This window comes from Streptomyces sp. NBC_00322 (genome assembly GCF_036147535.1).
Taxonomy (GTDB): Bacteria; Actinomycetota; Actinomycetes; order Streptomycetales; family Streptomycetaceae; genus Streptomyces.
The window spans coordinates 2,180,618-2,206,741 of record NZ_CP108019.1 but is presented as its reverse complement, the minus strand read 5'-3'; the positions used below and the strand labels follow the sequence as shown (position 1 = coordinate 2,206,741).

At 71.1% G+C, this 26,124-nt stretch carries 23 protein-coding genes and 1 pseudogene; 7 read left to right on the top strand and 17 right to left on the bottom strand.

Annotated features, from left to right (window positions below; genetic code table 11):
* Nucleotides 1-196 precede the first annotated feature (196 nt).
* The 10 genes from OG905_RS09985 to OG905_RS09940 form a co-directional block, all read right to left on the bottom strand.
* Nucleotides 197-1,540 carry a sulfate adenylyltransferase subunit 1 gene (locus OG905_RS09985; RefSeq protein ID WP_328667374.1) on the bottom strand — a complete coding sequence of 448 codons (1,344 nt, stop codon included), beginning with the start codon at nt 1,538-1,540 and terminating at the stop codon, nt 197-199.
* A 2-nt stretch (nt 1,541-1,542) separates the two neighbouring features.
* The gene (cysD, locus tag OG905_RS09980; protein WP_328667373.1) at nt 1,543-2,478 is read right to left on the bottom strand and encodes a sulfate adenylyltransferase subunit CysD; all 936 of its coding nucleotides are present in this window, start codon (nt 2,476-2,478) and stop codon (nt 1,543-1,545) included.
* Nucleotides 2,475-3,047, bottom strand: coding sequence for an adenylyl-sulfate kinase (cysC, locus tag OG905_RS09975; protein ID WP_328667372.1), 573 nt, complete (start codon nt 3,045-3,047; stop codon nt 2,475-2,477). The genes cysD and cysC overlap by 4 nt, the downstream gene beginning before the upstream one ends.
* Nucleotides 3,032-3,727 carry a phosphoadenylyl-sulfate reductase gene (locus tag OG905_RS09970; RefSeq protein ID WP_328667371.1) on the bottom strand — a complete coding sequence of 232 codons (696 nt, stop codon included), beginning with the start codon at nt 3,725-3,727 and terminating at the stop codon, nt 3,032-3,034. Before OG905_RS09970 ends, cysC begins: the two co-directional genes overlap by 16 nt.
* Entirely contained in the window at nt 3,724-3,903 is a 180-nt protein-coding gene (locus tag OG905_RS09965) for a hypothetical protein (RefSeq protein ID WP_328667370.1), read from the bottom strand. Before OG905_RS09965 ends, OG905_RS09970 begins: the two co-directional genes overlap by 4 nt.
* Nucleotides 3,900-5,597 (bottom strand): nitrite/sulfite reductase, encoded by a 1,698-nt coding sequence (locus OG905_RS09960; protein ID WP_328667369.1) that lies wholly within the window; start codon nt 5,595-5,597, stop codon nt 3,900-3,902. The genes OG905_RS09965 and OG905_RS09960 overlap by 4 nt, the downstream gene beginning before the upstream one ends.
* Nucleotides 5,598-5,711: 114 nt before the next feature.
* The gene (locus OG905_RS09955; RefSeq protein WP_313904670.1) at nt 5,712-5,795 is read right to left on the bottom strand and encodes a putative leader peptide; all 84 of its coding nucleotides are present in this window, start codon (nt 5,793-5,795) and stop codon (nt 5,712-5,714) included.
* Between the two features lie 96 nt (nt 5,796-5,891).
* Nucleotides 5,892-6,458, bottom strand: a complete 567-nt coding sequence (locus tag OG905_RS09950; RefSeq protein ID WP_328667368.1) for a GNAT family N-acetyltransferase — start codon at nt 6,456-6,458, stop codon at nt 5,892-5,894.
* A gap of 62 nt (nt 6,459-6,520) precedes the next feature.
* Nucleotides 6,521-7,798 (bottom strand): GAF domain-containing protein, encoded by a 1,278-nt coding sequence (locus OG905_RS09945; protein WP_328667367.1) that lies wholly within the window; start codon nt 7,796-7,798, stop codon nt 6,521-6,523.
* A 251-nt stretch (nt 7,799-8,049) separates the two neighbouring features.
* Nucleotides 8,050-9,684 carry an acyl-CoA dehydrogenase family protein gene (locus OG905_RS09940; RefSeq protein ID WP_328667366.1) on the bottom strand — a complete coding sequence of 545 codons (1,635 nt, stop codon included), beginning with the start codon at nt 9,682-9,684 and terminating at the stop codon, nt 8,050-8,052.
* Between the two features lie 17 nt (nt 9,685-9,701).
* Here OG905_RS09940 and OG905_RS09935 point away from each other — a divergent pair, with 17 nt between their 5' ends.
* Both OG905_RS09935 and OG905_RS09930 read left to right on the top strand, forming a co-directional pair.
* A complete protein-coding gene (locus tag OG905_RS09935; protein ID WP_328667365.1) occupies nt 9,702-10,901 on the top strand; it encodes a YihY/virulence factor BrkB family protein in 1,200 nt (399 codons plus the stop codon).
* Nucleotides 10,902-10,939: 38 nt separating this feature from the next.
* Nucleotides 10,940-11,641, top strand: a complete 702-nt coding sequence (locus OG905_RS09930) for a helix-turn-helix domain-containing protein (RefSeq protein WP_328667364.1) — start codon at nt 10,940-10,942, stop codon at nt 11,639-11,641.
* Nucleotides 11,642-11,711: 70 nt separating this feature from the next.
* On the opposite strand, the gene OG905_RS09925 is transcribed toward OG905_RS09930, so the two are convergent.
* The 3 genes and pseudogenes from OG905_RS09925 to OG905_RS09915 form a co-directional block, all read right to left on the bottom strand.
* The gene (locus OG905_RS09925; RefSeq protein ID WP_328667363.1) at nt 11,712-12,668 is read right to left on the bottom strand and encodes an FAD binding domain-containing protein; all 957 of its coding nucleotides are present in this window, start codon (nt 12,666-12,668) and stop codon (nt 11,712-11,714) included.
* A complete protein-coding gene (locus OG905_RS09920; RefSeq protein WP_328667362.1) occupies nt 12,665-15,247 on the bottom strand; it encodes a molybdopterin-dependent oxidoreductase in 2,583 nt (860 codons plus the stop codon). Before OG905_RS09920 ends, OG905_RS09925 begins: the two co-directional genes overlap by 4 nt.
* Nucleotides 15,248-15,417: 170 nt before the next feature.
* A pseudogene (locus tag OG905_RS09915) lies at nt 15,418-15,863 on the bottom strand (VOC family protein).
* A 79-nt stretch (nt 15,864-15,942) separates the two neighbouring features.
* Between OG905_RS09915 and OG905_RS09910 the strand changes: the two are divergent.
* Together OG905_RS09910 and OG905_RS09905 are read left to right on the top strand one after the other, a co-directional pair.
* Nucleotides 15,943-16,710, top strand: a complete 768-nt coding sequence (locus OG905_RS09910; protein ID WP_328667361.1) for a response regulator transcription factor — start codon at nt 15,943-15,945, stop codon at nt 16,708-16,710.
* A gap of 5 nt (nt 16,711-16,715) precedes the next feature.
* Nucleotides 16,716-17,825, top strand: a complete 1,110-nt coding sequence (locus tag OG905_RS09905; RefSeq protein WP_328667360.1) for a sensor histidine kinase — start codon at nt 16,716-16,718, stop codon at nt 17,823-17,825.
* Nucleotides 17,826-17,929: 104 nt separating this feature from the next.
* On the opposite strand, the gene OG905_RS09900 is transcribed toward OG905_RS09905, so the two are convergent.
* Together OG905_RS09900 and OG905_RS09895 are read right to left on the bottom strand one after the other, a co-directional pair.
* Nucleotides 17,930-18,697, bottom strand: a complete 768-nt coding sequence (locus tag OG905_RS09900) for a CbtA family protein (protein WP_328667359.1) — start codon at nt 18,695-18,697, stop codon at nt 17,930-17,932.
* A gap of 33 nt (nt 18,698-18,730) precedes the next feature.
* Entirely contained in the window at nt 18,731-18,946 is a 216-nt protein-coding gene (locus tag OG905_RS09895) for a CbtB domain-containing protein (protein WP_266482417.1), read from the bottom strand.
* 270 nt (nt 18,947-19,216) lie between these two features.
* Between OG905_RS09895 and OG905_RS09890 the strand changes: the two genes are divergently transcribed.
* The 3 genes from OG905_RS09890 to OG905_RS09880 all read left to right on the top strand — a co-directional run bounded on the left by OG905_RS09890 (nt 19,217) and on the right by OG905_RS09880 (nt 21,344).
* Nucleotides 19,217-19,804: a histidine phosphatase family protein gene (locus OG905_RS09890; RefSeq protein WP_328667358.1), complete on the top strand. Its 588-nt coding sequence runs from the start codon at nt 19,217-19,219 to the stop codon at nt 19,802-19,804.
* Between the two features lie 227 nt (nt 19,805-20,031).
* Entirely contained in the window at nt 20,032-20,607 is a 576-nt protein-coding gene (locus tag OG905_RS09885) for a hypothetical protein (protein WP_328667357.1), read from the top strand.
* A 32-nt stretch (nt 20,608-20,639) separates the two neighbouring features.
* Nucleotides 20,640-21,344, top strand: coding sequence for a DUF1775 domain-containing protein (locus OG905_RS09880; RefSeq protein WP_328667356.1), 705 nt, complete (start codon nt 20,640-20,642; stop codon nt 21,342-21,344).
* Nucleotides 21,345-21,389: 45 nt separating this feature from the next.
* On the opposite strand, the gene OG905_RS09875 is transcribed toward OG905_RS09880, so the two are convergent.
* Together OG905_RS09875 and OG905_RS09870 are read right to left on the bottom strand one after the other, a co-directional pair.
* On the bottom strand, nt 21,390-24,092 hold the full coding sequence (locus OG905_RS09875) for a SpoIIE family protein phosphatase (protein ID WP_328667355.1): 2,703 nt from the start codon (nt 24,090-24,092) through the stop codon (nt 21,390-21,392).
* 193 nt (nt 24,093-24,285) lie between these two features.
* Complete coding sequence (locus OG905_RS09870) at nt 24,286-25,926, bottom strand: FAD-dependent oxidoreductase (protein WP_328667354.1); 1,641 nt, start codon at nt 25,924-25,926, stop codon at nt 24,286-24,288.
* Nucleotides 25,927-26,124 lie beyond the last annotated feature (198 nt).

Genomic DNA, 26,124 nt, shown 5'->3' with positions numbered 1-26,124 from the left:
CGGTTCTTACGTCACATCGGACGCGGCCGGGGTGTCGGCGGGTCTTCGGCGGTGCGGGGTGCGGGGGGTGCGGGCGCGCAGGCAGTGCGCGTACGTCATCGCGCACATCGCGCCACCCCGCCCGTGCCCGCGCCGAGGGTGCCGCTGCCGACGCGGCCGCCCTCCTTCGCGAACGTGCCGTAGAAGTCGGTTGTCATCAGAAGTCCCAGCCCTCGTCGTCGGCCACGTGCACGGCCTCGGCGGTGGTGGCGAAGGAGTCGCCCGCCATGCCGGCCGCCAGCGTGGTGCCGTCCGCGGGGTCGATCAGCAGGAACGAGCCGGTGCGGCGGGAGTCGGCGTACGAGTCGAGCGCGAGCGGCTCGGCCGTACGGACCTTGACGAGGCCGATGTCATTGGCGACCAGATGCCCGGGGTTCGGGTGCTGGGACAGGTCGTCGAGGGTCAGCCGGGAGGGGATCTCCTTGACGATCGCCTTGACCGTGCGGGTGGTGTGCTTGAGCAGCACCCGCTGGCCGACGGTGAGCGGCTGGTCCGCGACATGGCAGACCGTCGCCTCGACGTCCTGGGTGGTCGCGGGCGCGTCCCCGCTCGGCACGATCAGGTCGCCGCGCGAGATGTCGATGTCGTCCTCCAGCAGGAGGGTGACGGACTGCGGAGTCCAGGCGATGTCCACCGACTCGCCGAGCAGATCGATCCCGGCGATCTTCGACGTACGGCCCGCGGGCAGCACCGTGACCTGCTCGCCGACGCGGAACGTACCGGCCGCGATCTGGCCCGCGTAGCCCCGGTAGTCGGGGTGCTCGGCGGTCTGCGGACGGATCACGTACTGCACGGGCAGCCGGGCGTGGCAGCCGGTCAGATCGTGGCTGACCGGGACCGTCTCCAGGTGCTCCAGGACGGTCGGTCCGCCGTACCAGTCCATGTTGGCGCTGGGCTCCACGACGTTGTCGCCCGCGAGCGCCGAGATCGGGATCGCGGTGATCTCGGGAACGCCCAGGGACGCGGCGTACGCGGTGAACTCCTCGGCGATCGCGGCGAAGACGGGCTCGGCGTAGTCGACGAGGTCCATCTTGTTGACGGCGAGGACGACATGCGGGACGCGCAGCAGGGCGGCGACGGCGGCATGGCGGCGGGTCTGCTCGACCACGCCGTTGCGGGCATCGACCAGCACCACGGCCAGCTCGGCCGTGGACGCGCCGGTGACCATGTTCCGGGTGTACTGCACATGGCCCGGGGTGTCGGCGAGGATGAACCGCCTGCGCGCGGTGGCGAAGTAGCGGTAGGCGACGTCGATGGTGATGCCCTGCTCACGCTCGGCCCGCAGACCGTCCGTGAGCAGCGCCAGGTCCGGTGCCTCCTGGCCGCGCGAGCGGGAGGCGTGCTCGACGGCCTCCAGCTGGTCGGTCAGCACCGACTTGGAGTCGTGCAGCAGCCGCCCGACGAGGGTGGACTTGCCGTCGTCGACGGAGCCGGCGGTGGCGAAACGCAGCAGGGTGGTGGCCGAGATCCCGGCGAGCTGATCGGTCGTGGTGGTGCTCATGGCTAGAAGTACCCTTCGCGCTTGCGGTCTTCCATCGCGGCCTCGGACATCTTGTCGTCGGCGCGGGTGGCGCCCCGCTCGGTGAGCCGGGATGCGGCGATCTCGGCGATCACGGCGTCGAGCGTGGTGGCGTCGGAGTCGACGGCGCCGGTGCAGGACATGTCGCCGACGGTGCGGTAGCGGATCAGCCGCGTCTCGACGGTCTCCGACTCCTTGGGGCCGCCCCACTCGCCGGCGGTCAGCCACATGCCGTGACGGGCGAAGACCTCACGCTCGTGCGCGAAGTAGATCTCGGGCAGCTCGATCTTCTCGCGCTCGATGTACTGCCAGACGTCCAGCTCGGTCCAGTTGCTCAGCGGGAACACCCTGACGTGCTCGCCGGGCGCGTGGCGGCCGTTGTAGAGCTGCCACAGCTCGGGCCGCTGGCGGCGCGGGTCCCACTGCGAGAACTCGTCGCGCAGGGAGAACACCCGCTCCTTGGCGCGCGCCTTCTCCTCGTCCCGGCGGCCGCCGCCGAACACCGCGTCGAAACGGTGCTGCTGAATCGCCTCGGTCAGCGGCACCGTCTGCAGCGGGTTGCGCGTCCCGTCGGGACGCTCGCGCAACTTCCCGGCGTCGATGTACTCCTGTACGGACGCCACGTGCAGCCGGAGACTGTGCTGGGCCACCGCGCGGTCGCGGTACTCCAGCACCTCGGGGAAGTTGTGTCCGGTGTCGACGTGCAGCAGCGAGAAGGGAATCGCCGCCGGGGCGAAGGCCTTCAGCGCCAGATGCAGCATGACGATGGAGTCCTTGCCGCCGGAGAAGAGAATCACAGGCCGCTCGAACTCTCCCGCCACCTCGCGGAAGATGTGCACCGCCTCGGACTCCAGCGCGTCCAGGTGCGACAGTGCGTACGGGCTGTCGGTGCCGTCGTGAACAGTGGCGGCCGTCGTCATGCCAGACCCCTCTCGGTGAGCAGCGCGTGAAGCGCCGCCGCGGACTCCTGCACGGTCTGCTGGTGCGACTCGATCCGCAGATCAGGGCTCTGCGGCTCCTCGTACGGGTCGTCGACGCCGGTCAGACCGCTGATCTCGCCGGCGGCCTGCTTGGCGTAGAGACCCTTCACATCGCGTACGGAGCAGACCTCGACCGGAGTCGCGACATGCACCTCGACGTACTCGGTGCCCTCTGCGGCGTGGCGCTTTCGGACGGCCTCGCGGCTGTCCTCGTACGGGGCGATCACCGGCACCAGCGCCTTGACGCCGTTGGACGCCAGCAGTTCGGCGACGAAGCCGATCCGCTGGACGTTGGTGTGCCGGTCCTCGCGGCTGAAGCCGAGGCCCGCCGAGAGGAACTCGCGGATCTCGTCGCCGTCGAGCACCTCGGTCCGGTGGCCCTCGGCGCGCAGCCGCTCCGCCAGCTCGTAGGCGATGGTGGTCTTGCCCGCACTCGGCAGCCCGGTGAGCCAGATGGTGGCCCCAGTCACGTGCTTGTCTCCCAGAATCGTCATCAGTGCAGCCCGCATTCGGTCTTGCCGCGCCCGGCCCAGCGGCCGGCCCGGGCGTCCTCGCCCTCCAGCACCCGACGGGTGCAGGGTGCGCAGCCCACCGAGGCGTAACCGTCCATCAGCAGCGGGTTGGTGAGGACGCCGTGCTCGGCGACGTAGGCGTCCACGTCGTCCTGCGTCCAGCGGGCGATCGGCGAGATCTTGACCTTCTGCCGCTTCTCGTCCCAGCCGACGACCGGGGTGTTCGCCCGGGTCGGGGACTCGTCGCGGCGCAGGCCCGTCGCCCACGCCTCGTAGCCGGTCAGTCCCTCTTCGAGGGGCTTGACCTTGCGCAGGGCGCAGCACAGGTCGGGGTCGCGGTCGTGCAGCTTCGGGCCGTACTCGGCGTCCTGCTCGGCCACCGACTGACGGGGCGTGAGCGTGATGACGTTGACGTCCATCACGGCCTCGACCGCGTCGCGGGTCCCGATGGTCTCGGGGAAGTGGTAGCCGGTGTCGAGGAAGACGACATCGACGCCGGGGAGGGCACGGGAGGCGAGATGGGCGACCACCGCGTCCTCCATCGAGGAGGTGACGCAGAAGCGCGGGCCGAAGGTCTCGGCCGCCCACTTCAGGATCTCCAGGGCGGAGGCCTCTTCGAGGTCCCGCCCGGCCTGCTCGGCGAGCTCCCGCAGATCCGTTGCCTGAGTCGTCGTCATATCTCCTGCCCTCCACCGTCGTTGCGCTGAACTCCGCGGGCCAGCAGCCCGAGGAACTTCAACTGGAAGGCTCGATTGCAGGCTCCGCATTCCCACGCGCCGTGGCCCTGCTCGTTCGGACGCAGGTCCTCGTCGCCGCAGTACGGGCAGTAGAACGGTGCCGCTCGCTCGCTCACGACAGCGCCTCCTCGGACGCGCGCGCCGCCCAGGTGGCGAAGCGCTCGCCGTCCTCGCGCTCCGCCTGGAAGCGCTTGAGCACCCGCTCGACGTAGTCGGGCAGCTCGGCCGATGTGACCTTCAGGCCACGGACCTTGCGGCCGAACCCGGCCTCCAGGCCGAGCGCGCCGCCCAGGTGGACCTGGAAGCCCTCGACCTGGTTGCCCTCGTCGTCAAGGACCAGCTGGCCCTTGAGGCCGATGTCCGCGACCTGGATACGGGCGCAGGCGTTGGGGCAGCCGTTGATGTTGATGGTGATCGGCTGGTCGAACTCGGGGATGCGGCGCTCGAGTTCGTCGATCAGCGAGGCGCCGCGCGCCTTCGTCTCGACGATCGCCAGCTTGCAGAACTCGATACCGGTGCAGGCCATCGTGCCCCGCCGGAACGGCGAGGGGTTGACCCGCAGGTCCAGCGCCTCCAGACCGGACACGAGCGACTCGACCTGCGCCTCCTCGACATCGAGCACGATCATCTTCTGCTCGACGGTGGTACGCAGCCGGCCCGAGCCGTGATCGGCGGCCAGTTCGGCGATCTTGGTGAGGGTGGCGCCGTCCACCCGTCCGACACGCGGCGCGAACCCGACGTAGAAACGTCCGTCCTGCTGCCGGTGCACGCCGACGTGGTCGCGCCACTGCTGCACGGGCTGTTCGGGGGCGGGCCCGTCCACCAGCTCGCGCTTCAGGTACTCGTCCTCAAGGACCTGGCGGAACTTCTCGGCGCCCCAGTCGGCGACCAGGAACTTCAGCCGGGCGCGGGTGCGCAGCCGGCGGTAGCCGTAGTCGCGGAAGATGGAGATGACACCCTCGTAGACATCGGGCACCTCGTCGAGGGGGACCCAGGCGCCCAGCCGGACACCGATCTTGGGGTTGGTGGAGAGACCGCCGCCGACCCACAGGTCGAAGCCGGGGCCGTGCTCCGGGTGGTTCACGCCGACGAAGGCGATGTCGTTGATCTCGTGCGCGACGTCCAGCAGCGGCGATCCGGAGATCGCCGACTTGAACTTGCGCGGCAGGTTGGAGAAGGCGGGGTTGCCCACGATCCGGCGGTAGATCTCGTCGACGGCCGGGGTGCCGTCGATGATCTCGTCCTCGGCGATACCGGCGACCGGTGAGCCGAGCACGACGCGGGGAGTGTCACCGCAGGCCTCGGTGGTCGACAGGCCGACCTCTTCGAGACGGCGCCAGATCTCCGGGACGTCCTCGATGCGGATCCAGTGGTACTGGACGTTCTGCCGGTCGGTGAGGTCGGCCGTGCCGCGCGCGAACTCCTGCGAGATCTCGCCGAGGACCCGCAGCTGATCGGTGGTCAGCCGCCCGCCGTCGATCCGGACGCGCAGCATGAAGTACTTGTCGTCCAGCTCCTCCGGCTCCAGGATCGCGGTCTTGCCGCCGTCGATCCCGGGCTTGCGCTGGGTGTAGAGCCCCCACCAGCGCATCCGTCCGCGCAGGTCGGCGCCGTCGATCGAGTCGAAGCCGCGGTGGGCGTAGATCGTCTCAATGCGTGTCCGCACGTTGAGACCGTCGTCGTCCTTCTTGGTCTGCTCGTTGGCGTTCAGCGGCGTCATGTGGCCAACAGCCCACTGGCCCTCGCCGCGGTGGCGTCCGGCCTTGCGGCGGGGCGTGGCGGTGGCGGGCGTTTCGGGGGTGGCGGCCATGGCGGTATGTCCTTCGAGACTGCAGGAGGGCGGCTCTGAGCTGCACACTCGCGCGGAGGCGCGACGGTGCGCAGGGGATGAGAAGAATGCGGGAGACTCGGCTGTGCTGTTCTTTCAGCAGGCCGGACAGATGGCGCTGGACATGCGGCCGAGGTCGACGTGCCGCCGACTCACCAAGGCAATTCCAGTTCCAGACATGACGGAAGCGTGTCATGGCGGTCCAAGGGCAGTCCACCATTATCCAGAATGTGGACAACACAGTCCCGCATCGCGAGACGATGTGGCGCCCGTCACTCAGCCGTGCGCACCGGGCCAGGGGCCGGGCGCGGCCGTCTCGGTCTCCTGCTCGACCTTCGTGTCGAACAGAGTGAAGCCCCGCCGCAGATAGTTGTCCATCGCATGCGGGCCGTCCTTGGAGCAGGTGTGCAGCCAGACCCGCTTCGTCGGCGGGAGACCCGGTGTGCGCTCCGCCAGGTCCCAGGCCCTCGCGACCGCGTAACTGAGCAGATGGCCGCCTGTCCGGCGTCCGCGGAAGGCCGGGATCAGGCCGAAGTAGACGATCTCGACGGAGCCCCCGTCCTGCGCCTCCAGCTCCACATAACCGGCAGGGGTGCCTTTCTCGTACGCCACCCAGGTCTCGGTGCCCGGCCGCGCGAGCAGATCCTCCCACTGCGCGTACGTCATGCCGAGCCGGTCGTTCCAGTGGATGTCACCGCCGACGGCCGTATACAGGAAGCGGCTGAACTCGGGCGAGGGCACCTCGGCGCAGACGATCCGCAGATCTCCTTCGGGTGCGGGGGACGGGCGAAGATCCGCGGGCGAGGTCTGTTCCAGGGACCACGTGGTCACAGTGATGCTCATGTGCGCCAGAAAATCACGCCGCCGTGAACTGGCCAAAGCGGTGCCGGAGCGTGCTCGGGCGGTCACTGCTCCGCGCGGCGCGCCCGGCGCACCGCCGGGGCCGTGGAGTGCGGCAGCAGGTCGGCCGGCTCCGGCGGCCCGACGAGCTCCACCTCGACGTCCTCGGTGAAGCGGTACGGGCGGTGCGCCAGCACTTGCGCCAGATGCCGCCGCAGCCGCGACATCTCGGCCCGTACCGTCACCGTCCGCGTCGGGTCCTCGAAGATGTCCTGCGCCAGCTGCGCCGCGCTGCGCCCGTCGCGATACAGCGCCAGGACATACAGCAGCTCGGCATGGCGCGGGCTGAGCTCCTTGGCCCAGCTGCCCGCCTCGCCCGAGACGGTCACAAAAGGCCGCCGTGGCAGGCTGAGATCGAGAACCACCCGGGTCGGCGCAGCCGTGGACCGCTCTTCCGCCCGCACCAGCCAGCCGCCGGGCAGCGGTTCGACCGAGCACATGCCCAGCGAGGGCAGCCAGACGCGGCTGCCGAGGGACTTCGGCAGCGGGAGCCGGCCGGGCGGCTGCATCCCCGTGACCGCGGCGGGCCAGCCGTTCACATCGACGGCCAGTGCTCGGCCCGCCATCCGCGCGAGCAGCGGCGACGCCACCGTACGCAGCCGGTCCAGGGTCGCGAAGTGCGCGTTGCGCAGCTCAGCCTCCGCGAGCCGGGTCACCGTGGTGACCAGCTTGAGGGTCGCCGGATGCATCGTGGACAGCGGTCCGCTGACGTCGACCACCCCGATCAGCCTGCCGTCGCGCGGATCGGTGACCGGAGCGCCCGCACACGTCCAGGTGTCGTGGGTCGAGACGAAGTGCTCGGCGGAGTGCACCTGGACGGGCCGCCGGGAGACCAGGGGAGTGCCGACACCATTGGTGCCGACGAGGCTCTCGTTCCAGTCGGCGCCCAGGACGAAGCCGTGCGCGTCGCCCCTGCGCAGCACCGACGACTTGCCCTCGCGCCACAGCACCCGCCCCTCCGGGTCCGCGACGACCATGATGTGCTGCGCCGCCTCCGCGATCGAGACGAGCCCGTCCCGCAGGACGGGCAGCACCTCCCGCAGCGGGGATGCCTGCCGACGGCGTTCGATCTCCGCCAGCGACAGCAGCCCGGCCCTGCGGTCCCGGTCGGGATCCACGCCGCGGCGCAGCATCCGCTGCCACGACTCCTCGATGTCGGCCCGTGGGGCGACCCGGGAGCGGCGCCCGCTGAGCGCGGCGTCCCGTACCCCCTTCAGCAGCCGGGTGGCTTCCCCGGTGTCCATGGCGGAGAGCCTGGCCAGATCGAGCGGTGTGTTGTGCACTGGGTCCTCCTGGCGACGCCAGCGTCCGAGCGTGGGGGATGGCCTGGCTCAATCCTGCCCCTCGCGGGCGGCGCGACGTGGCGATACGGCGCACAAGGCTGCAACCCTTTGCAACCCTCGCGAACGGGCTTGCGCTTGTACGAAGGTGACGGTGCACCGGTTCGCCGGTGGTCGTGCACCGCACAGCGGGCGTACGACGGAGCGCGGGGTGGTGCCGTGTCGGCGCAGCACCACCCCGACGGCTCCGGCTGTCACACCACGGCTCGCGCCCGCTCCACGACCGACGCCAGATCGAGCGTGTGCGGCAGCGTGCCGAAGGCAGTGCCCCAGTCCCCGCCCAGCCGTGAGGCGCAGAACGCGTCCGCCACCTCCGGCGGCGCCCAGCGCACCAGCAGCGACCCCTGAAGCACCAGTGCCATCCGCTCCACCAGCCTGCGCGCCCGTGCCTCGATGCCGTCCAGATCGGCCAGTTCACTCAGCAGATCCTTGATCGCCGCATCGAGCCGGTGATCGGCGCCCCGTGCCTTTCCGACCTCCTGCAGGAAGGCGTTCAGCGCCTGCGGCTCCCTCTGAATCGCGCGCAGCACGTCCAGCGCCTGTACGTTGCCCGAGCCCTCCCAGATCGAGTTGAGCGGCGACTCGCGCAGCAGCCGCGGCAGCCCCGACTCCTCGACATAGCCGTTGCCGCCCAGACACTCCAGGGCCTCGGCCACAGTCGGTGTACAGCGCTTGGTCACCCAGTACTTGGCGGCGGGCACGGCGAGCCGCAGGAAGGCCCGCTCTTCCTCCGTATCGGCGTCGTACGCTGCGGCGAGGCGCAGCGCCAGCGTCGTGGCCGCCTCCGACTCCAGCGCCAGATCGGCCAGTACGTTGCGCATCAGCGGCTTGTCGATCAACAGCCCGCCGAACGCGCTGCGATAGGCGCTGTGGTGGATCGCCTGCGCCACCGACTGCCGCATCAGCGCGGCCGATCCGACGACACAGTCCAGCCGGGTCGCCGCCACCATCTCGATGATGGTGCGCACCCCCCGGCCCTCCTCGCCGACCCGCCGCGCCCAGGTTCCCTCGAACTCGACCTCGCTCGACGCATTGGACTTGTTGCCCAGCTTGTCCTTGAGCCGCTGGATCCGGAACACGTTCCGGGTCCCGTCCTGAAGGACCCGCGGCACCAGGAAGCAGGTCAGACCACCGGATGCCTGGGCGAGTACCAGAAAACCGTCACACATCGGAGCGGAGCAGAACCACTTGTGACCGGTGAGCAGGTACTCCCCGTCGCCTGCGATCGGCTCGGCCCGGGTCGTATTTGCCCTGACGTCGCTGCCGCCCTGCTTCTCCGTCATCCCCATCCCGAACAGGGACCCCGCCTTCAGCGAGGCAGGCCTCAGCCCTTGCTCGTACACCTCGGAAGTCAGCCGCGGCTCCCATTGAGCGGCCAGCTCCGGGTCCGTCCGCAGCGCGGGCACCGAGGCGTGTGTCATCGACACCGGGCAGCCGTGCCCGGCCTCGGCCTGCGTCCACACCAGGAACCCGGCCGCCCGGCGCACATGCCCGGCCGGCCGGCCCCAGGCGTTGGTCAGCCCGGACGAGACGGCCTTGCCGAGCAGGCGGTGCCAGGCCGGATGGAACTCCACCTCGTCGATCCGGTTCCCGTACCGGTCGTGCGTCCGCAGTTCTGGCGGATTCTCATTGGCCTGCACCCCCCATTCCTGTGCCTGGACGGAGCCTGCGGTGCGCCCGAGGAGCGAAAGGTCCTCCCGTACACCGTCGAGGAGTTCGGGAGCGACATGCCGCTCCACGCCCTCCGTGAGGGCCTGGTCGGACGCGTAGACGTCGTACCCCACCAGGGGCGGAGCCTGGTTGGTCACTGTGTGGGTGCTGGGTGCCATGCCGCTACGGTAAGGAGGTGCAGGCAGCAAACGAAACACCCGAGCGGCCATCGGGCCGACTCCACCGGGCCCGGGTCCTCTACCGCAACGTCTCGAAGCGGAAGATGGCATGGCTGCTGCTGAAAGACACGGTCAATTCATGCATCGAGTACCGCATCCTCGGGCTCGCCGCTGAGGCGGCGTTCTTCACGCTGCTGTCGCTGCCGCCGCTGCTGCTCGGCATGATCGGTCTGCTCGGCTACGTCGACGACTGGACCAACACCACGACCGTCGCCTCGATCGAGGAGAACATCCTGGACGCCGTGGGCACGGTGCTGTCCCAGCGTGGCGTCAACGAGATCGCCAAGCCCCTGCTGGAGGACGTCACCCACGGCGGCCGGCCGGACATCATCTCCATCGGCTTCGCCATCGCCCTGTGGTCGGGATCGCGGGCGGTCAACGTCTTCATCGACACGATCACCGTGATGTACGGCCTCGACGGCCAGCGCGGCATCGTCGCCACCCGGATGCTCGCGTTCCTGCTCTACATCGTCGCCCTGCTGATCGGCGCGGTGGTGCTCCCCCTGGCGGTCGTCGGCCCCGACCGGGTGGTGGAGATCGTCCCGTGGGGCACGGAAGTCGTCAGCGTCCTGTACTGGCCGTTGGTCACCCTGCTCTCGGTCGCCTTCCTGACCACGCTCTACCATGTGTCCGTCCCCGTCCGCTCCCCGTGGATCGAGGACGTCCCGGGCGCGCTGGTGGCGCTCGGGATGTGGGTGCTCGGCAGCTTCCTGCTGCGTATCTACCTCACCAGCACGGTCGAGGGCCCCACGATCTACGGCTCGCTCGCCGCCCCCATCGCCGTCCTGCTCTGGATCGGCCTCACCGCCTTCGCGGTCCTGGTGGGCGCGGCGGTCAACGCCGCGATCGACCGCGTCTGGCCGTCGGTGGCCACGGCGGCGGCCCGCGCGGCCAACGAGCGGCTGCGCGCTGCCAACGCGGTAGAGCTCGTGGCACGGGCGAAGGCGGCGCATGTCCTCGATGACGACGGCCAGGAGGACGAGGACGAGGACGGGGACGAGGGAGGCGGCGGGGACATGCCCTCGGAGTTCCCCGAACGGTGGTCGCGCTTCCTGCCGCCCGACGACGTGAGGTCCCGGCTGCACACGGGACGGGACAACGGGCGGGACAGCCGCGACAAGGACCGGGACGGCCGCGACAAGGAGAACAAGGACTAGCGGGGCCGGGCGGGAGGCCGGGCCGTAGCCTCGACGGTGTGTACGAGGAATGGCCGTCCAAGCTCGACGGCGCCGTCGTCTGGAGCCGGACGCCGTCGACGGGTGCCGTCTGTCCCGTACTCCCCGACGGCTGCATGGACCTGCTGTGGGCCGGCGGCCGACTCCTCGTGGCCGGACCCGACACCCATGGGTACGTCCCCGAGGTGCGGGGCATTCGGTACGCCGGCGTGCGGTTCGCGCCAGGGACCGCGCCCGCGTTTCTCGGTGTACCGGCGCACGAGCTGCGGGACCTGCGGGTCGAGCTCGCTGATCTGTGGGGCGGGGCCGAGGCCCGTCGCCTCGCCGAGCGCATCGGCGGGGCCCCGGACCCGGCCGCGGAGCTGGAGGCCGTGGCGCAGGGGCGGGCGGCGGCCGCCGTGCCGCCGGACCCGTTGCTGAGCGAGGTGGTACGCCACCTGGACGCGGGCGGCACCGTCGCCGGCGCGGCGGACGCGGTCGGCCTGGGCGCGCGGCAGCTGCACCGCCGTTCCCTGAACGCCTTCGGGTACGGGCCCAAGACACTGGCCCGGGTGCTGCGGCTGCAGCGGGCGCTGGCACTCGTACGCAAGGGCGTGCCCTATGCCGAGGCGGCCCTGCGGGCGGGCTGTGCCGACCAGGCGCATCTCGCCCGGGAGATGCGGGATCTGGCCGGGATCACCCTGGGCACTTACGAGGCGCTGGCGGCCGAAGAGATCGCCTGAGCGGATCGTCGGGGCCGCCGCCGGAGCGTGCGTCAACCGGCCCTGATGTCCTGGCGGTTCGAGCGGGTGGTCAGGTCGTCTCGGCCCGGATCGCCGTTTCGAGCACGTCGAGCACGGTGTCGCGAAGCAGCTGCACCTTGTAGCGGGTCTGCGGCAGGGGTGAGCAACGTGTTGTGGCCGCGGTCGCGGCGGTGAACAGGTTCTCGGGGGTCGGCTCGCGCCCGAGCAGGGCATCCTCGACCTCCGGCAGCCGCAGCGGGGTGTGGGCGATGCCGCCCGCGGCGACGGCGACTGTGGTGACGATGCCGTCGGAGACTCTCACGCGTGCCACCGCTTCGACGAGTGGCCATTCCGCCTTGGCGCGGCTGATGGCCCGGTTGTACGCGGCACGTTCGCCGGGGAGGGGAGCCGGCAGCGTGACGGCGGTGAGGATCTGCTGCGGGGGGAGCAGATGGTCTCGGGTGGGGTCGGAACCGTCACCGTACAGGTCCGCCACGGGGAGGGTTCCCAGTTCGTGAACGTCGACCTGGGCGTCATAGCTGAGCAGGGCGATCGCGATCGACGAGGGGTGCGGTGCGATGCAGGGGCCTTGGTCGATCACTGCGGCGTGCAGGTGGACCCCGGTGCGCGCCGGACAGCCGTCGCCGCCGTCGCGGTAGCAACTGAAGTGCGGATTGCGGTAGTACCAGCAGCGGTTGTGCTGGAGCAGATTGCCGCCCAGGGTGCCTGAGTTACGGATCTGTGGTGTGGCCAGGGCGCCCGCGGTCATTGTCAGGGCCGGGTAGTCCGCCTGCAGCCCGGAGTCCTCGGCGAGTTCGGCCACACCGGTCAACGCGCCTATCCGCGTGGTCCCTTCGGCCTCGCGCGTGATGCCCCGCAGGGCGGGAAGCAGGGGAATCTGGACAGACGCGCCGCGCGTGACTCCGCCACGCCGGCGGGCGACGGTGTCGGTGCCACCGGCGCGCAGTTCTCCGCCGTTGTCGACAACGACGGCCGCGGCCTGGTCGAGGGTGAGGGGCTGGTTCACGGGCGCAGTCCTTCCAGGAGGCGGTCCGGGCGGATCGGCAGGTGGGTGGGGCGCCACCCGGTGGCAGCGTGGACGGCGTTGCCGATGGCTGCCGCTACCGGCATCGTCGAGACCTCTCCCAGACCGACCCCGCCGCCGTCGGCGTGCTCGAAACCCGCCTCGTGGAAGTGGATGTCGATCTCGGGGATGTCGCCGATGCCGGGGATGCGGTAGTCCTCGAGGTTGTCGCTCAGCACGACACCGGTCAGCGGGTCGGTGATGCGCTCCTCGTACAGGGCGTACCCGATGCCTTGGATGACGCCGCCCTGGCACTGACTGCGGGCCAGAGTCGGCGAGTAGATGCGGCCGGCGGCGATCCCGCCCCACACGCGCGTGACCCGTGTCCGGCCGAGGCGGGTGTCGACCTCGACCTCGGTGACATGGACAGCGCCGGTGAATCCCCGGCCGACGACCAGGTGGTCGAGTTCCACGGGCGTGACATAGCCGCGGCGGTCCCGTGGACGACTGCCGACCACCCGAAGGCCCTCGGCGTCGGCGAGACGCTGCTCCAGTGATCCGCCCGTGCCGCGCGACCCGGCCTTGTCGGCCAGCGCGGAACGCAGGCGAACAGCCGCGTCACGGGCGGCCGGGGCGATGGAGGCTGTGGTGCGGCTGCCGCCCGATGCGGGCCCGTGGACGGTCCCGGTCCGGCCGATGTCCACGCGGACCCGCCCCGGCGACAGGCCCAGTTCGGCGACGATCACGTCGGCGATGACGGACCGGGAGCCCTGGCCCATGTCCTGGGTGGTCGTCCGCGCGACCACGATGCCGTCCTCGACGGTGAGCTCGATCTGCGTGCCCCGGTCGAGGAAGTACATCCAGTTGGCGGCGGCGACGCCCACTCCGCGCCGGAAGCGACCGGTCTGGGAACCGGCGGCGGGCCGCCCGGTCCACATCGGAAGAGCCGCTGCCAGGTCGTACAGGGCCCGCCGCTTGGAGTTGCCGTCCCAGCGGTGGCGCAGCGCGAGGGGATCCTCCCCGATGCGGTGGGCCATTTCGTCGACGGTCTGCTCCAGGACCCAGGCCAGCGGCGGTCCGCCCGGCCCGCGGAACGGGGTGGCGGGAGGCCGGTGGGTGACGATGTCGTAGTCCCGGAGCCGCCGTGGGGCGTGCCCGTACATGAACCGGGCCAGCGCGGCTACTCCCGAGCCGACGGAGGTGCCACCGTCTCCGTGCACATCGAGGGTCAGCGCGGCCAGCTTCCCGTCGCCGTCGGTGAGCATGGCGATGTCGGCCCGGGCGCCGGGCCGGTAACCGCCGTCCGTGAGTTCCTCGGCCCGGCTCAGGACGACCCGCACGGGGGCGGCATGCCGCCGGGCCAGTTCCGCCGCCGCGACGATCTCGCTGGTCAGGGTGAGCTTCGAACCGAAGCCGCCTCCGACGTGCTCCGCGGAGAGATGTACCTGCTCGGGCTTCAGACCGAATCGCTCGGCGGCCCGCTCGGCGACTACGCCGACGGCCTGGGTGGAGACCCAGAGATGAAGCTCGCCGCGCCTGTCCCACGAAGCCAGGCACGCGTGCGGCTCCCATGGGGTGTGCACCTGTGGTTCGGCGGTGAACGTGGCCTCGACCAGCCGGTCCTCGCCCTGCTCGCGGGCTTGCTCGATCCTCTTCACCGCGAGACCGCCGCGCCAGTTCATCGGCACCGGGCCCCGTACGTTCCCGTTCCACCTGGCGGGAATCGAAAGCGCCTCGGACGACTTGGGAGCCTGCTTCCGCTCCTGCTTGGTGGGATAGACCACGGGACTGTCCGGGCGCTCGGCGCGGTGCAGGTCCACGACAGCCGGCAGTACCTCGTAGGCCACCTGGATCCGCTCGGCGGCGGCCTGGGCCGCGGGGAGGCTCTCGGCGGCGACGGCGGCGATCGGCTGGCCGACGTACCGGACAGTACGGTCGGCGGGCAGGAGGTCGACCACCCGGTCGCCGCCCGTCACCGACGTGACCCGGGCGTGCGCGTGCCGGGAGCGGACGATGACCCCCTCGAGGAGGCCGTCCATGTGGACATCCGTCGTGTACAGCGCTGTGCCGTTGATCTTCGCCATCGCCTCCACGCGGGGCGGCGGAGCGTCATCGGTGTCGTGGGCGCCTGTACACGCCGCGGCGACGGCGGCGTAGATCCCCTCGTACGCGCCACAGCGACACAGGTGTCCCGCCAGCGCGGAGGCGATCTCGGCCCGCGACGGGGCGGTGTCGCCGTGCTCGGCCCGCCATTGGTCCACGAAGCTCGTTGCCTCCATGACGAACCCGGGCGTGCAGTAGCCGCACTGCAGGGCGTCATGGGCGGCGAACGCCCGCTGCACAGGGTGCTTGCCCTGCAGACCTTCCACCGTGGTGACGGATGCGCCCTCCAGGGCCGACGCCGGGGTCAGGCACGCCACCGTGGGGACACCGTCGACAAGCACGGTGCACGCCCCGCACACGCCCGCACCGCAGACCAGCTTCGTCCCCGTCAGACCCAGCGTCTCGCGCAGGAGCTGGACCGCGGTGGCGTCCGGTTCACCCCCGACCTGACGGGCGGATCCATTGACCGTGACATCCATGGGCACATTCCTCGGAAGGCTTGGAAGAGCGGAGAAGCGGGCTCTTCGGCCTTCGGCTCGGGCCCGCGGCCCCGATCAGCACCTTCCGCAAGTAAACCGTCGCGACCGCGCGGCCGCTCGTCGGCGGAACCGCGCAGCGTCGCGCTCGCCGCGCCAGCCCCGACGGGCTGTCAGCTGAACAGCGACACGGCGCAGCCGTCGGGGTCGAGGACGAGTGCGTAACGCTGGCCCCATTCGGCGTCCCAGGGCTTGAGGTGCCCCCGGTAGCCGGCCGCGGTCAGCTCGGCGTAGACCGAGTCCACCTCGGCGGGACTGTCGCAGTGGAAGGCGAGCCCGAGGCGTTCGCTGGCCGTGGGCCGGGTCCAGCCGGGGTCGAAGGAGCGGATGACCTCCTCGGTGTCCCACAGCACGCGCAGTCCGCCGGGCAGTGTCGCCTCGACGTGAGGTGCGCAGTCGGCGTCGGCGGGGATGTCCAGGCCGAGCCGGCGGTAGAAGGCGAGAGAGGCGGCCATGTCGGAGACGACGAGGCCGATCGCATCGAGTCGTGGAGTCATGACCTCACCGTAGGCAGGCCCTGGCCTGCGGTCTTGAACGAATCGGACGTCGTCGGGCACATGGAACTCTTCTCGGGGCGTCACAGATTCGTAAGAGGGACCGGGGTCTGGATCGCCGGCCGCACAGAGCACACTTGCGATATGCACAACATTCTCGTCGTCGACGACGATCCGACCGTCGCCGAAGTCGTCACCGGCTATCTGCAGCGCGCGGGCTTCACCGTGGACCGGGCCGCCGACGGGCGGCAGGCGCTGCGGATCGCGGCCGACCGGATGCCCGATCTGGTCGTCCTCGATCTGATGCTGCCGGGGATGGACGGCCTGGAGGTGTGCCGCAGGCTCAGGGCAGGTGCCTCCGCCACCGTACCGGTGATCATGCTGACCGCCCGCGGCGACGAGGACGACCGGATCCTCGGCCTCGAAATCGGGGCCGACGACTATGTGACCAAGCCGTTCAGCCCGCGCGAGCTGGTGCTGAGGGTCGAGTCCGTACTACGGCGCAGAGGCGCCGCGGGCGAACGGCGGACCGGCCCCGAGCTGGCCGCCGCGGGCATCGTGCTGGACCCGGCGGCCCGGCGAGCCACCAAGGAAGGGCGTGAACTGGGCCTGACCCTGCGGGAGTTCGACTTGCTCCTGCATCTGATGCGGCACCCCGGTGAGGCGATCGGCCGGGAGCGGCTGATGCAGGACGTGTGGGGCTGGGAGTTCGGCGACCTGTCCACCGTCACCGTCCATGTACGGCGGCTGCGCGGCAAGATCGAGGACGATCCGGCAAAGCCCCGGCTGATCCAGACGGTGTGGGGCGTGGGCTACCGCTTCGACGTGCCGCGGGAAGACGTGCCGGGGGAAGGCGGTTCGCGCGAAGTCATGCCGCAGGACCGCGGCGCGCTGCCGCGAGAAGGGGCCTGACCACCATGAGCGACATGATTCTCATCGCCCTGTTCGCCTTCCTCGGGGCCGCCGCCAGCGGTCTGGCCGGGGCGCTGGTCCTGCGTCTGCTGCGCCACCGGTCCGTCGCCGTCTCGCTCACCGTCGTCGCCGCCGTCGCGGTCACCGCCATGCTCGCCGGGACGCTCGCCGTCGCCCAGGCGATGTTCCTGTCCGCGCACGACTTCACCGTCGTCACCACGGTCGTCGCCATGGCGGCGGTCGTCTCGCTCGCGACCGCACTGCTGCTCGGCCGCTGGGTCGTCGCGCGCAGCCGCGAACTCGCCCTGGCGGCACGCTCGTTCGGCGACGGCGGCTCCTTCTCCGCCCCCGACGGCGCCTCCACCGCCGAACTGTCCGCGCTCAGCCGCGAACTGGCCGCCACCAGCGATCGGCTCGCGGCGTCCCGCGAGCGCGAACGCGCCCTGGAGACCTCCCGCCGCGAACTCGTCGCCTGGATCTCGCACGATCTGCGCACCCCGCTCGCCGGACTGCGCGCCATGTCCGAGGCCCTGGAGGACGGGATGGTCGCCGACCCGGCCCGCTACCACCGCCAGATGCGCACGGAGGTCGACCGCCTCAACTCCATGGTCGGCGACCTGTTCGAGCTCTCGCGCATCCATGCGGGCACGCTGGCCCTGACACCCACCCGGATGTCGGTGTACGACCTGGTGGGGGAGGCACTGGCCGGTGCCGACCCGCTGGCCCGCGAGCACGGCGTACGCCTCGTCGGGGACATGGTCGAGCAGGTCCCGGTCGAGGTGGACGGCAAGGAGATGACCCGCGTCCTGGCCAACCTCCTGGTCAACGCCATCCGCCGGACACCCGCCGACGGCACGGTCGCCGTCGCCGCCGAACGCCGCCAGGACTGGGTGGTCCTCTCCGTCACCGACGGCTGCGGCGGCATCCCGGAGGAGGACCTGCCACGGGTCTTCGACACCGGCTGGCGCGGCACCCAGGCCCGTACGCCCCCGGCGGGCGCGGGTCTCGGCCTCGCCATCGTCCGCGGCATCGTCGAGGCGCACGCGGGCCACGCCGACGTACGCAATGTGACGGGCGGCTGCCGCTTCGAGGTGTCGCTGCCCGCGGCGGCGTAGGGGGCTGCGGCCGCAGGGGGCGGTGTCGTCAAAGGCCGGACGGGCTGAAGACTCAGCCCGTCCGGCCTTTGAAGGAGCGAGGTCCGGGGCGGAGCCCCGGCGGATCAGTTCGCTGCCGCCGGCGCCCGCGACGCCGTGCTCTTCCCCTCCGCCGCGGCCGGCGCAGGAGCAAGAAGCCGCTCGGCGAAGTGGCCGAAGACCAGCCCGAAGACGGTCCAGACCGTGACCTGGATCGCGAGCGTCGCCAGTCGGAACTCCCAGACCACCGTGGCCGGGAAGCCCTTCGGTACCTCGTTGAACGAGGGCAGGAAGGCGAACGCGATCCCGGCGGCGACGACGAACGCGGCCGCGGCGGCGACGGTCGCGTTCCAGTTGCCCAGCCTGGGGGCCAGGCGCTTGCCGAGGATCACCGCGGCGATCGCGAGCAGGACGCTGAGCAGGATCATCAGGAAGTACAGGGTCGTCCGCTTGCCGATGGTGTCGGGGTCGCCGACGGCCGGCGGATTCGGCGGGTACTTCAGATAGGGCACGACATACACGCTCAGCAGCGCGCCGAGCGAGACCAGCGCGGCCGTGGCACGCGGGCCGAACCGGCCGATGCGGCCGAGCGCGAAACAGTACGCGAGGGCGGCGATGCCGCCGATCGCGACACCGAAGACCAGCACACCCGTGGCGAGACCGGCCGTGGACTGCATGGTGCGGCTGACGAGTTCCTCGCCGCCGTGCTCATGGCTGTGGCTCTCCTCGAACGCGATGGCGGCATCGACCGGACCCTCGCCGAGCAGATAGGCGACGGCCAGCGCGAAGACGCCCGCGATCAGGCCCGCGAGCATGCCGCGTACGAGCAGGGCTCTGACAGAGATGGAGTTCATGAGGGTTCCCCCGGGATTTCAGTGGCAGGGGAATCAGTGGCAGGGGAAGCCGAGCAGATGGCGTCCGTCGTGGACCCACTCGTGCACGTTCTCACCGGAGATGAGCGAGGTGGCACCCTGCTCGGCGCCGACGAAGTAGAGCAGGACGAGCATCAGGACGCCGAAGAACAGCGCCCACGGAGCGATCGCCGTCAGCGAGATGGGGGTGATGGCCGGTGCGGCGGTGGCGGGCGCGGCAGAATGTGCCATGGCAGAACCTCCTGGGGGAACACGCGTCCCGATCGTGGTGCCTCAGACGAAGGTGCTGGGTCTGACTTCCCGCGCTTCCCACAGGGGAACGGGTTCACAGTGGCGCGACCGTGCCGGATTCTCACCGGACTTCCGTCACACCGTCGTCATGTCCACGCGACCGTACCGCTTGTCGGCCTGCGACGCTACGGCGCACGGGGGTGTACCGGGGCGCCCCAACACCCGTGATGTGCTTGGGCCATGGGCCGCGGCGGGAGAAGGGCGTACGGGATGACGGTACGGGTGATGTTGGTCTCACCTGCGACGAGTGCGGCGCTGCGGGAGGCCCGCTTCGACGACGACGGTCCGCTGGACGAGGCCGGAGCGCGGCGCGCGCGGGCCGCGGCGGGTGTGGTGGCGAGGGTGGACCGGTTCCTGAGCGGGCCCTCCCGGCGCTGCCGCGAGACGGCCCAGGAGTTGCGGGCGGCGGCACATCCCGCCGAGGTCCTGGGGGAAATCGGCGACTGGGACATGGGGCGCTGGCGGGGGCGGCGGCTGGACGAGGTCGGCGTGAGCGAACCGGAGGCGGTGTCGGCCTGGCTGTCCGACCCGGCGGCCGCGCCGCACGGCGGCGAGTCGCTGCTGGCGCTGTGCGAACGGGTGGGCGGCTGGCTGCAGTCGCTGCCGGACGACGCCGGGAGGGTGCTGGCGGTCGTCGAACCGGCGGTGGCACGGGCGGCGGTCGTGCATGCGCTTTCGCTGCCGGCGGAGGCGTTCTGGCGGCTGGACGTCGCGCCGCTGACGCTGACGGAACTGAGCGGGCGGGCGGGGCGGTGGAACCTGCGGTGCGGGAGGTCTTTGGGCGGGGACTCGGTCTGAGGGCGCGCCTGCGGCGGGCCTGAAAGTCAGCCCGTCCGGCGTTTGAGGACATGCGGCCGAAGGTCGCGTACGGGGTCCGGGGCGAAGCCCCGTCGGGGGTCTGGGGGCTTGCCCCCAGTTCGGGAAGGGGCGGGGTGGGGAACAGTCCCCGCCTCGTGAATGATGGCTCCGGCATGCCGCAGACCCTCCACCCCCCGTCTCGCCGCGCGCCGCGCACCCGGTGGGGCGTGCGGAGCGCCCGGGCCGGTGTGTTCGCCGTCGCGAGCGCGGGTCTCGCCGGGGCGGGCCACCATGCCGCCGCAGGGGAACCCGTCGCCTGGCCGCTGTTGTTGGCCGCGGCGGGCCTCGCCTTCCTCGGGGCGCTGCCCTGGGCCCGGCGGCGCCGTTCGCTCGGCGTGGTGGTAGCCGCGACCTGCGCCGCCCAGCTGGTTCTCCACGAGCTGCTGGCGCGGACCGGGCCCGAGCACCACGGCGCCCCGCACGGAACCCACCCGATGCCGAGCGGCGCCGTGATGCTCGTCGCGCATACGCTGGCCGCCCTCGCCGTCGCCGTACTGCTGCAGCAGACGGACGACGAACTGGCCGCGATCCCCCGTGCGTTGGGTCAGCTCGCCGCCACGGTCCGCGCCACCGTCGCGCGCTGGATGGGCGGTTGGGTTGCGTATCCGTGCCCCGGCCCGGACGGAGCGCCCGCCGCGGCCGGACCACGGCCGCCCCCGGGCGTGCCCGCGTGTGCCGTCCTCGCGTATGCCGTCGTCCGCCGGGGGCCGCCCGGTCATGGGCAGTTGTCGTTCCGCCCATGACCGTTCGTGCTGTTTCACAGGAGTTGACCCCCATGACCAGAAGGACCTTCACCCTGCCCGCGGCCGCCGCGGCGGCCTTCGCCGCGGTGCTCGCTATGGCCGGACCGGCTGCGGCCCATGTCGAGGTGAGCGCATCCGACCCGCGCGCCCTGGCGAAGAACGTCACCCTGACGTTCACGTCCGAGGCGGAGTCGGACACGTCGGGCATCGCCAAGCTCCAGATCGTGCTGCCCAAGGGCATCGCGCCCGAAGCGGTGAATCTCGCGAAGGCGCCTGCGGGCTGGAAGCTGACGCCGTCGGAAGGCGGCTACACCGTCGGCGGAAAGGCGCTGGCCACCGGCACGGACGCGGTGTACAGCATCACCGTCACCCAGCTGCCGGACGCCAAGTCGCTCGTCTTCAAGACCATCGAGACGTACGGCGACGGTTCGGTGGACCGCTGGATCGAGCTTCCGAGCGGCGGCGCGGAGCCGGAGAACCCGGCCCCGCTCCTCGCCCTGAAGCCGGCGGCACCGGGTGCGACGGCGAGCACGGCCGCACCGACCCCGACCCCGTCCGCCTCCGAGCCCACGACGGAGCCGAGCACCTCCACGACCGAGAAGCCGACCGAGAAGGCGGCCGAGAAGGACAGCGGCGGCAACGGAACCACCGTCGCGATCGTCGTCGCCGCCGTGGTGGTCGCCGCGGGCCTCGCCCTCTGGTGGTTCAGGCGCAACCGGGGAACCGGCTCCGCCTGACGCCCGGGCCGGGCGCGTCACACGGCCCGCCCGGCCCGCCCGGCATCACTCCCCGCCGGAGCTCAGCGGCTGTTCCGTCCAGATGACCTTGCCGTCGGGCGTGTACCGCGTGCCCCAGCGGTCCGCGAACTGCGCGACCAGGAACAGGCCCCGGCCCCCCTCGTCCGTGATTGCCGCCTGCCGCAGATGCGGGGACGTACTGCTGTGGTCGGAGACCTCGCAGATCAGGGTGCGGTCACGGATCAGGCGTACCCGGATCGGGCCCGTGGCGTACCGGATCGCGTTGGTGACCAGCTCGCTGAGGATCAGCTCCGTCGTGAACGCCTCCTCCTCCAGCTCCCACTCGGCCAGCTTGCGCGTCACCGCGGCCCGTACCCGCCGCACGGCCGCGGGATCGGGCGGCACGTCCCAGTCGGCCACCCTGCTGGAGTCCAGTACGCGCGTACGGCCCACCAGCAGCGCGATGTCGTCGCGCGGGCGCTCCGGCAACAGCGCCTTGAGCACCGCCTCGCAGGTCTCCTCCGGCGTGCGGTCCGCGTTGTCCGCCAGTGTGTGGCGCAGCAGCGTCAGGCCCTCGTCGATGTCCCGGTCACGGTCCTCGACCAGGCCGTCCGTGTACAGCACGAGCCGGCTGTCCTCGGGCAGCCGAAGCTCCAGCGTCTCGAAGGGCAGACCGCCGAGCCCGAGCGGCGGGCCGCCGGGCACATCGGCGAAGACCGCGGTGCCGTCGGAGTGGACGATCGCCGGCTGGAGATGGCCGGCGCGCGCCATCGCGCAGATCCCGGAGACGGGGTCGTAGATCGCGTAGACGCAGGTGGCTCCGGTGACTGAGGCGTCCGAGCCGTTCGAGCCCGCCGAGCCGTCGCCCGCCTCGTCCTGGTCGATGCGGGCGACGAGCTCGTCGAGATGCCACAGCAGTTCGTCGGGCGGCAGGTCCAGCGTCGAGAAGTTGTGGACCGCCGTGCGCAGCCGGCCCATGGTGGCCGCGGCGTGCAGACCATGGCCGACGACGTCGCCCACCACGAGCGCGACCCGTGCGCCGGGCAGCGGGATGATGTCGAACCAGTCGCCGCCGACTCCGCCGAGCCCGCCGAGTCCGGCCTGCGCGGGCCGGTAGCGGTAGGCGACGTCGAGGGCGTTCTGCTCGGGCAGCACGCGCGGCAGCAGGCTGCGCTGCAGGGTCACCGCCATGGTGTGCTCGCGGGTGTAGCGGCGGGCGTTGTCGACGCTCACCGCGGCCCGCGCGACCAGCTCCTCGGCGAGGGAGAGGTCCTCCTCCTCGAACGGCTCGGGCTTCTCGGAGCGCCAGAACATCGCCACGCCCAGGATCACCCCGCGGGCCCGCAGTGGTACCGCGATCATCGAGTGGATGCCGTACTCGACGAGCTTGCGCGCCCGGTCCGGGTCCTGGTCCTGCCACCCGGTGTACGCGGACAGATCCGCTTCCAGGACCGCCTCCCCCATGCGGATGCCGAAGCCGAGCGGGGTGGATGGCACGAAGCGGATCAGTTTGCCCAGCGGGTAGAGCGCGGTGTCCTCGCTCAGACCGCTGAAGGCGGTGCGGCGCATGTCCGTGCCCATGCCGGTGCCCGTCGGCTCCTCGCCGCGCAGTACGGCCTCCACCAGGTCGACGGTGGCGTAGTCCGCGAACCGGGCCGCCGCGAACTCCGTCAGCTCCTCGCAGGTGCGCACCACATCCAGCGTGGTGCCGATCTCGGTGCCCGCGTCGTACAGCAACTTGAGCCGCCCCCGCGCCACATCGGCCTTTCCGCTCAGGGCCTGCAGCTCGGTGGTGTCCCGCAGGGTCGCGACACTTCCGGGCGGCCCGCCGGCCCGGTCGGTCGACCGCTGGTTCACGGCGAGCAGCCGGTCGCCGACGAGATGCAGTTCGTCGGTGGCGGTCCGCCCCGAGGCCAGCAGCCGGGCGGTGAGCGGATCGAGCCCGAGTTCGGTGACCGGGACGCCCTCCACATGGTCCGGAAGGGCGAGCAGCCGGCGTGCTTCGTCATTGGCGAGCAGCAGCCGGCCGTCGCCGCCGACGATGAGCACGCCTTCCCGCACGGCATGCAGCACCGCGTCGTGGTGCTCGTACATACGGGTCATCTCCAGCGGCCCGAGACCGTGCGTCTGGCGGCGCAGCCGCCTGCTCACCAGCGCGGTACCGCCCGTGGTGACGAGCAGCACCGCCCCGGTGGCGCCGAACAGCAGCGGGAACTGGTCCTGGACGACTCCGCTGACATGCTCGATGGTGATTCCGGCGGAGACCAGCCCGACAACCTCGCCGTTGCTGCCGATGACCGGGACGACGGCCTGAACGAGCGGCCCGATGGTCCCGATGATCTTCTCGGTAGTGACCTTACCGGCGAGCGCGGGCTGCAGATTGCCGACGAACTTCTTGCCGATCCGGTCGGGCAGCGGGTGCGTGTAGCGGATCCCGTCGGTGTTGAGTACGACGATGAAGTCGACCCCGGAGCGTATCCGGGCCTCTTCGGCGCGCGGCTGCAGCACGAGGGTCGGGTTGGCAGCCTTGAGCGCTGCTTCGATACCCGGCGAATGGGCGAAGGTCTCGGCGACGGCGACGGACCGGTTCTTGGCCTCGCGCTCCGTGTCGGACCTGGACTGCAGCACCAGCGCCACCATGGCGGCCGCGACCAGCAACACCACGATCGCCAGCTGCAGGAGAAAGACCTGACCTGCGACAGTTCGCATTCTCAGAACCGAGCGCGGGCGGCCGTAGCGTCCGGCCATGTCCTATTTCTACACCTCCCGCCTACGGTGAGCTATCTGCGCACCGTAGAGCGCGGAGGCCGTATGCGCGACGTGTTCGCGACAGATTCCGTAACCGGAACGACCGAGTCCCTTTGGTCGCACGGGCGACGAAAGGGACTCGGTGGGATGATCAGGACGTGCTCAGGACGCGCTCAGGGCGAGCTCAGCGGCGTCAGGACCGGCTCAGCACCGTCGCCATGACCTCGTGCAGCACCCCTTCCGGATCGGTCACCGCTCCCGGCGACCGCCAGGCCACGAAGCCGTCGGGGCGCACCAGCACCGCGCCCTGCTCCGTCACGCTGTGCAGCGCGGCCCAGTCGGTGTCACCCTCCGGAACCAGATCGGCGTCCGGGCCCTCGCCGATCGCGTACGCGTCCAGCCGCACGGACAGCCGCTGGGCGACCTTCCGCGCCGCCGCGCGCCACTCGCTGCCCTCGGCACTCAGCAGCACGAACGACCGCTCGTAGAGGTCCAGCGTGGACTGCCGGCCACCGGCACCGCTCACCCACATGTGCGGAGACCGGGTGCCCGGTTCGCCCGCCAGCCGCATCCGCTCCGGTACGACGGGACGCTCGGGATCGGTGCCGAGGACCGCGCCGCGCGGATAGCCGTACCCCATGGCCACCGAGAGGATCCCGCCCTTGGGGCCCACGCCCTGCGTGGGTGCCGGGGCATAGCCGGGGTGGCTGTGTTCCGCCGAGCGCGCCGAGGCCCGCTCGCTCGTCGCCCGGGCCACCGGCTGCCGCTCCGCGCCGTAGGTGTCGAGCAGTCCGGGACCCGCCGAGCCGTCCAGCACCATCGCCAGCTTCCACGCCAGGTTGTGGGCGTCCTGGATTCCGGTGTTGGAGCCGAAAGCGCCGGTCGGGGACATCTCGTGCGCCGAGTCCCCGGCAAGGAAGACCCGCCCGGAGCCGTACCGATCGGCCACGCGTTCCGCCGCGTGCCACGGTGCCTTGCCGGTGATCTCGACATCCAGCCCGGGCGCGCCGACGGCCCGCCGGATGTGCTCGACGCAGCGCTCGTCGGTGAAGTCCTCAAGGGTCTCGCCCTGCTCGGGATGCCAGGGCGCGTGGAAGACCCACTGCTGCGCGTTGTCCACCGGCAGCAGGGCGCCGTCCGCTCCCGGCTTGGTCAGGTAGCAGACGATGAAGCGTTTGTCGCCCAGTACGTCGATGAGCCGGCGGGAGCGGAAGGTGATGCTCACGTTGTGGAACAGATCGCCGTTGCCGCTCTGCCCGATCCGCAGCTGCTCCCTGACCGGGCTGCGCGGCCCGTCCGCCGCCACCAGATAGTCCGCCCGAATGGTGGAGTGCTCGCCGGTCTCCCGGTTCTTCACGATCGCCGTGACACCCGACTCGTTCTGTTCGAAGGAGAGCAGCTCGGTGGAGAACCGCAGATCAGCGCCTTGCTCGCGCGAGCGCGCCATGAGCTGCGGCTCGATGTCGTTCTGGCTGCAAAGACACCAGGTGGACGGGCTGAACTGGGCGAGCTTGCCACCCGGGTCGATCTCCTTGAACAGCCATTCCTGGTCGTCGCCGGTCAGCGATCCGGCCTGCAGGATCCCGTGATTGTCCGCGAGGACCGACGCGGCCTGCCGGATCTGTGCCTCCACTCCGGCAACCCGGAACAGCTCCATGGTGCGTACGTTCATGCCGCGTCCGCGCGGATGCGTCGAGGTGCCCGAATGCTTCTCGACCAGCAGAGGTCTGACGCCGTGGCGGCCCAGAAACACCGAGGTGGACAGGCCGACCAGGGACCCGCCCACGATGAGGACCTGCACGCGCTCAGCGCTTTGGCCGACGTTTTCATCCATCAGTAACTCCAGCTCCTGCCGCCCTTGGGGGATGCACTTTCCATGCCCTGTGCGACGGCGGTTGCCTCGCTCATTCACCCGCTTGGTTCTCAGCTCTCGCGCCAGTCGAAGTACCGGACCACGATCGTTTTCGGGAGCGCCCCCGACTCACGGGAGGCGGACCGTCCGTATCCGCAGGGCTGTTGACCCGCGCGGTGA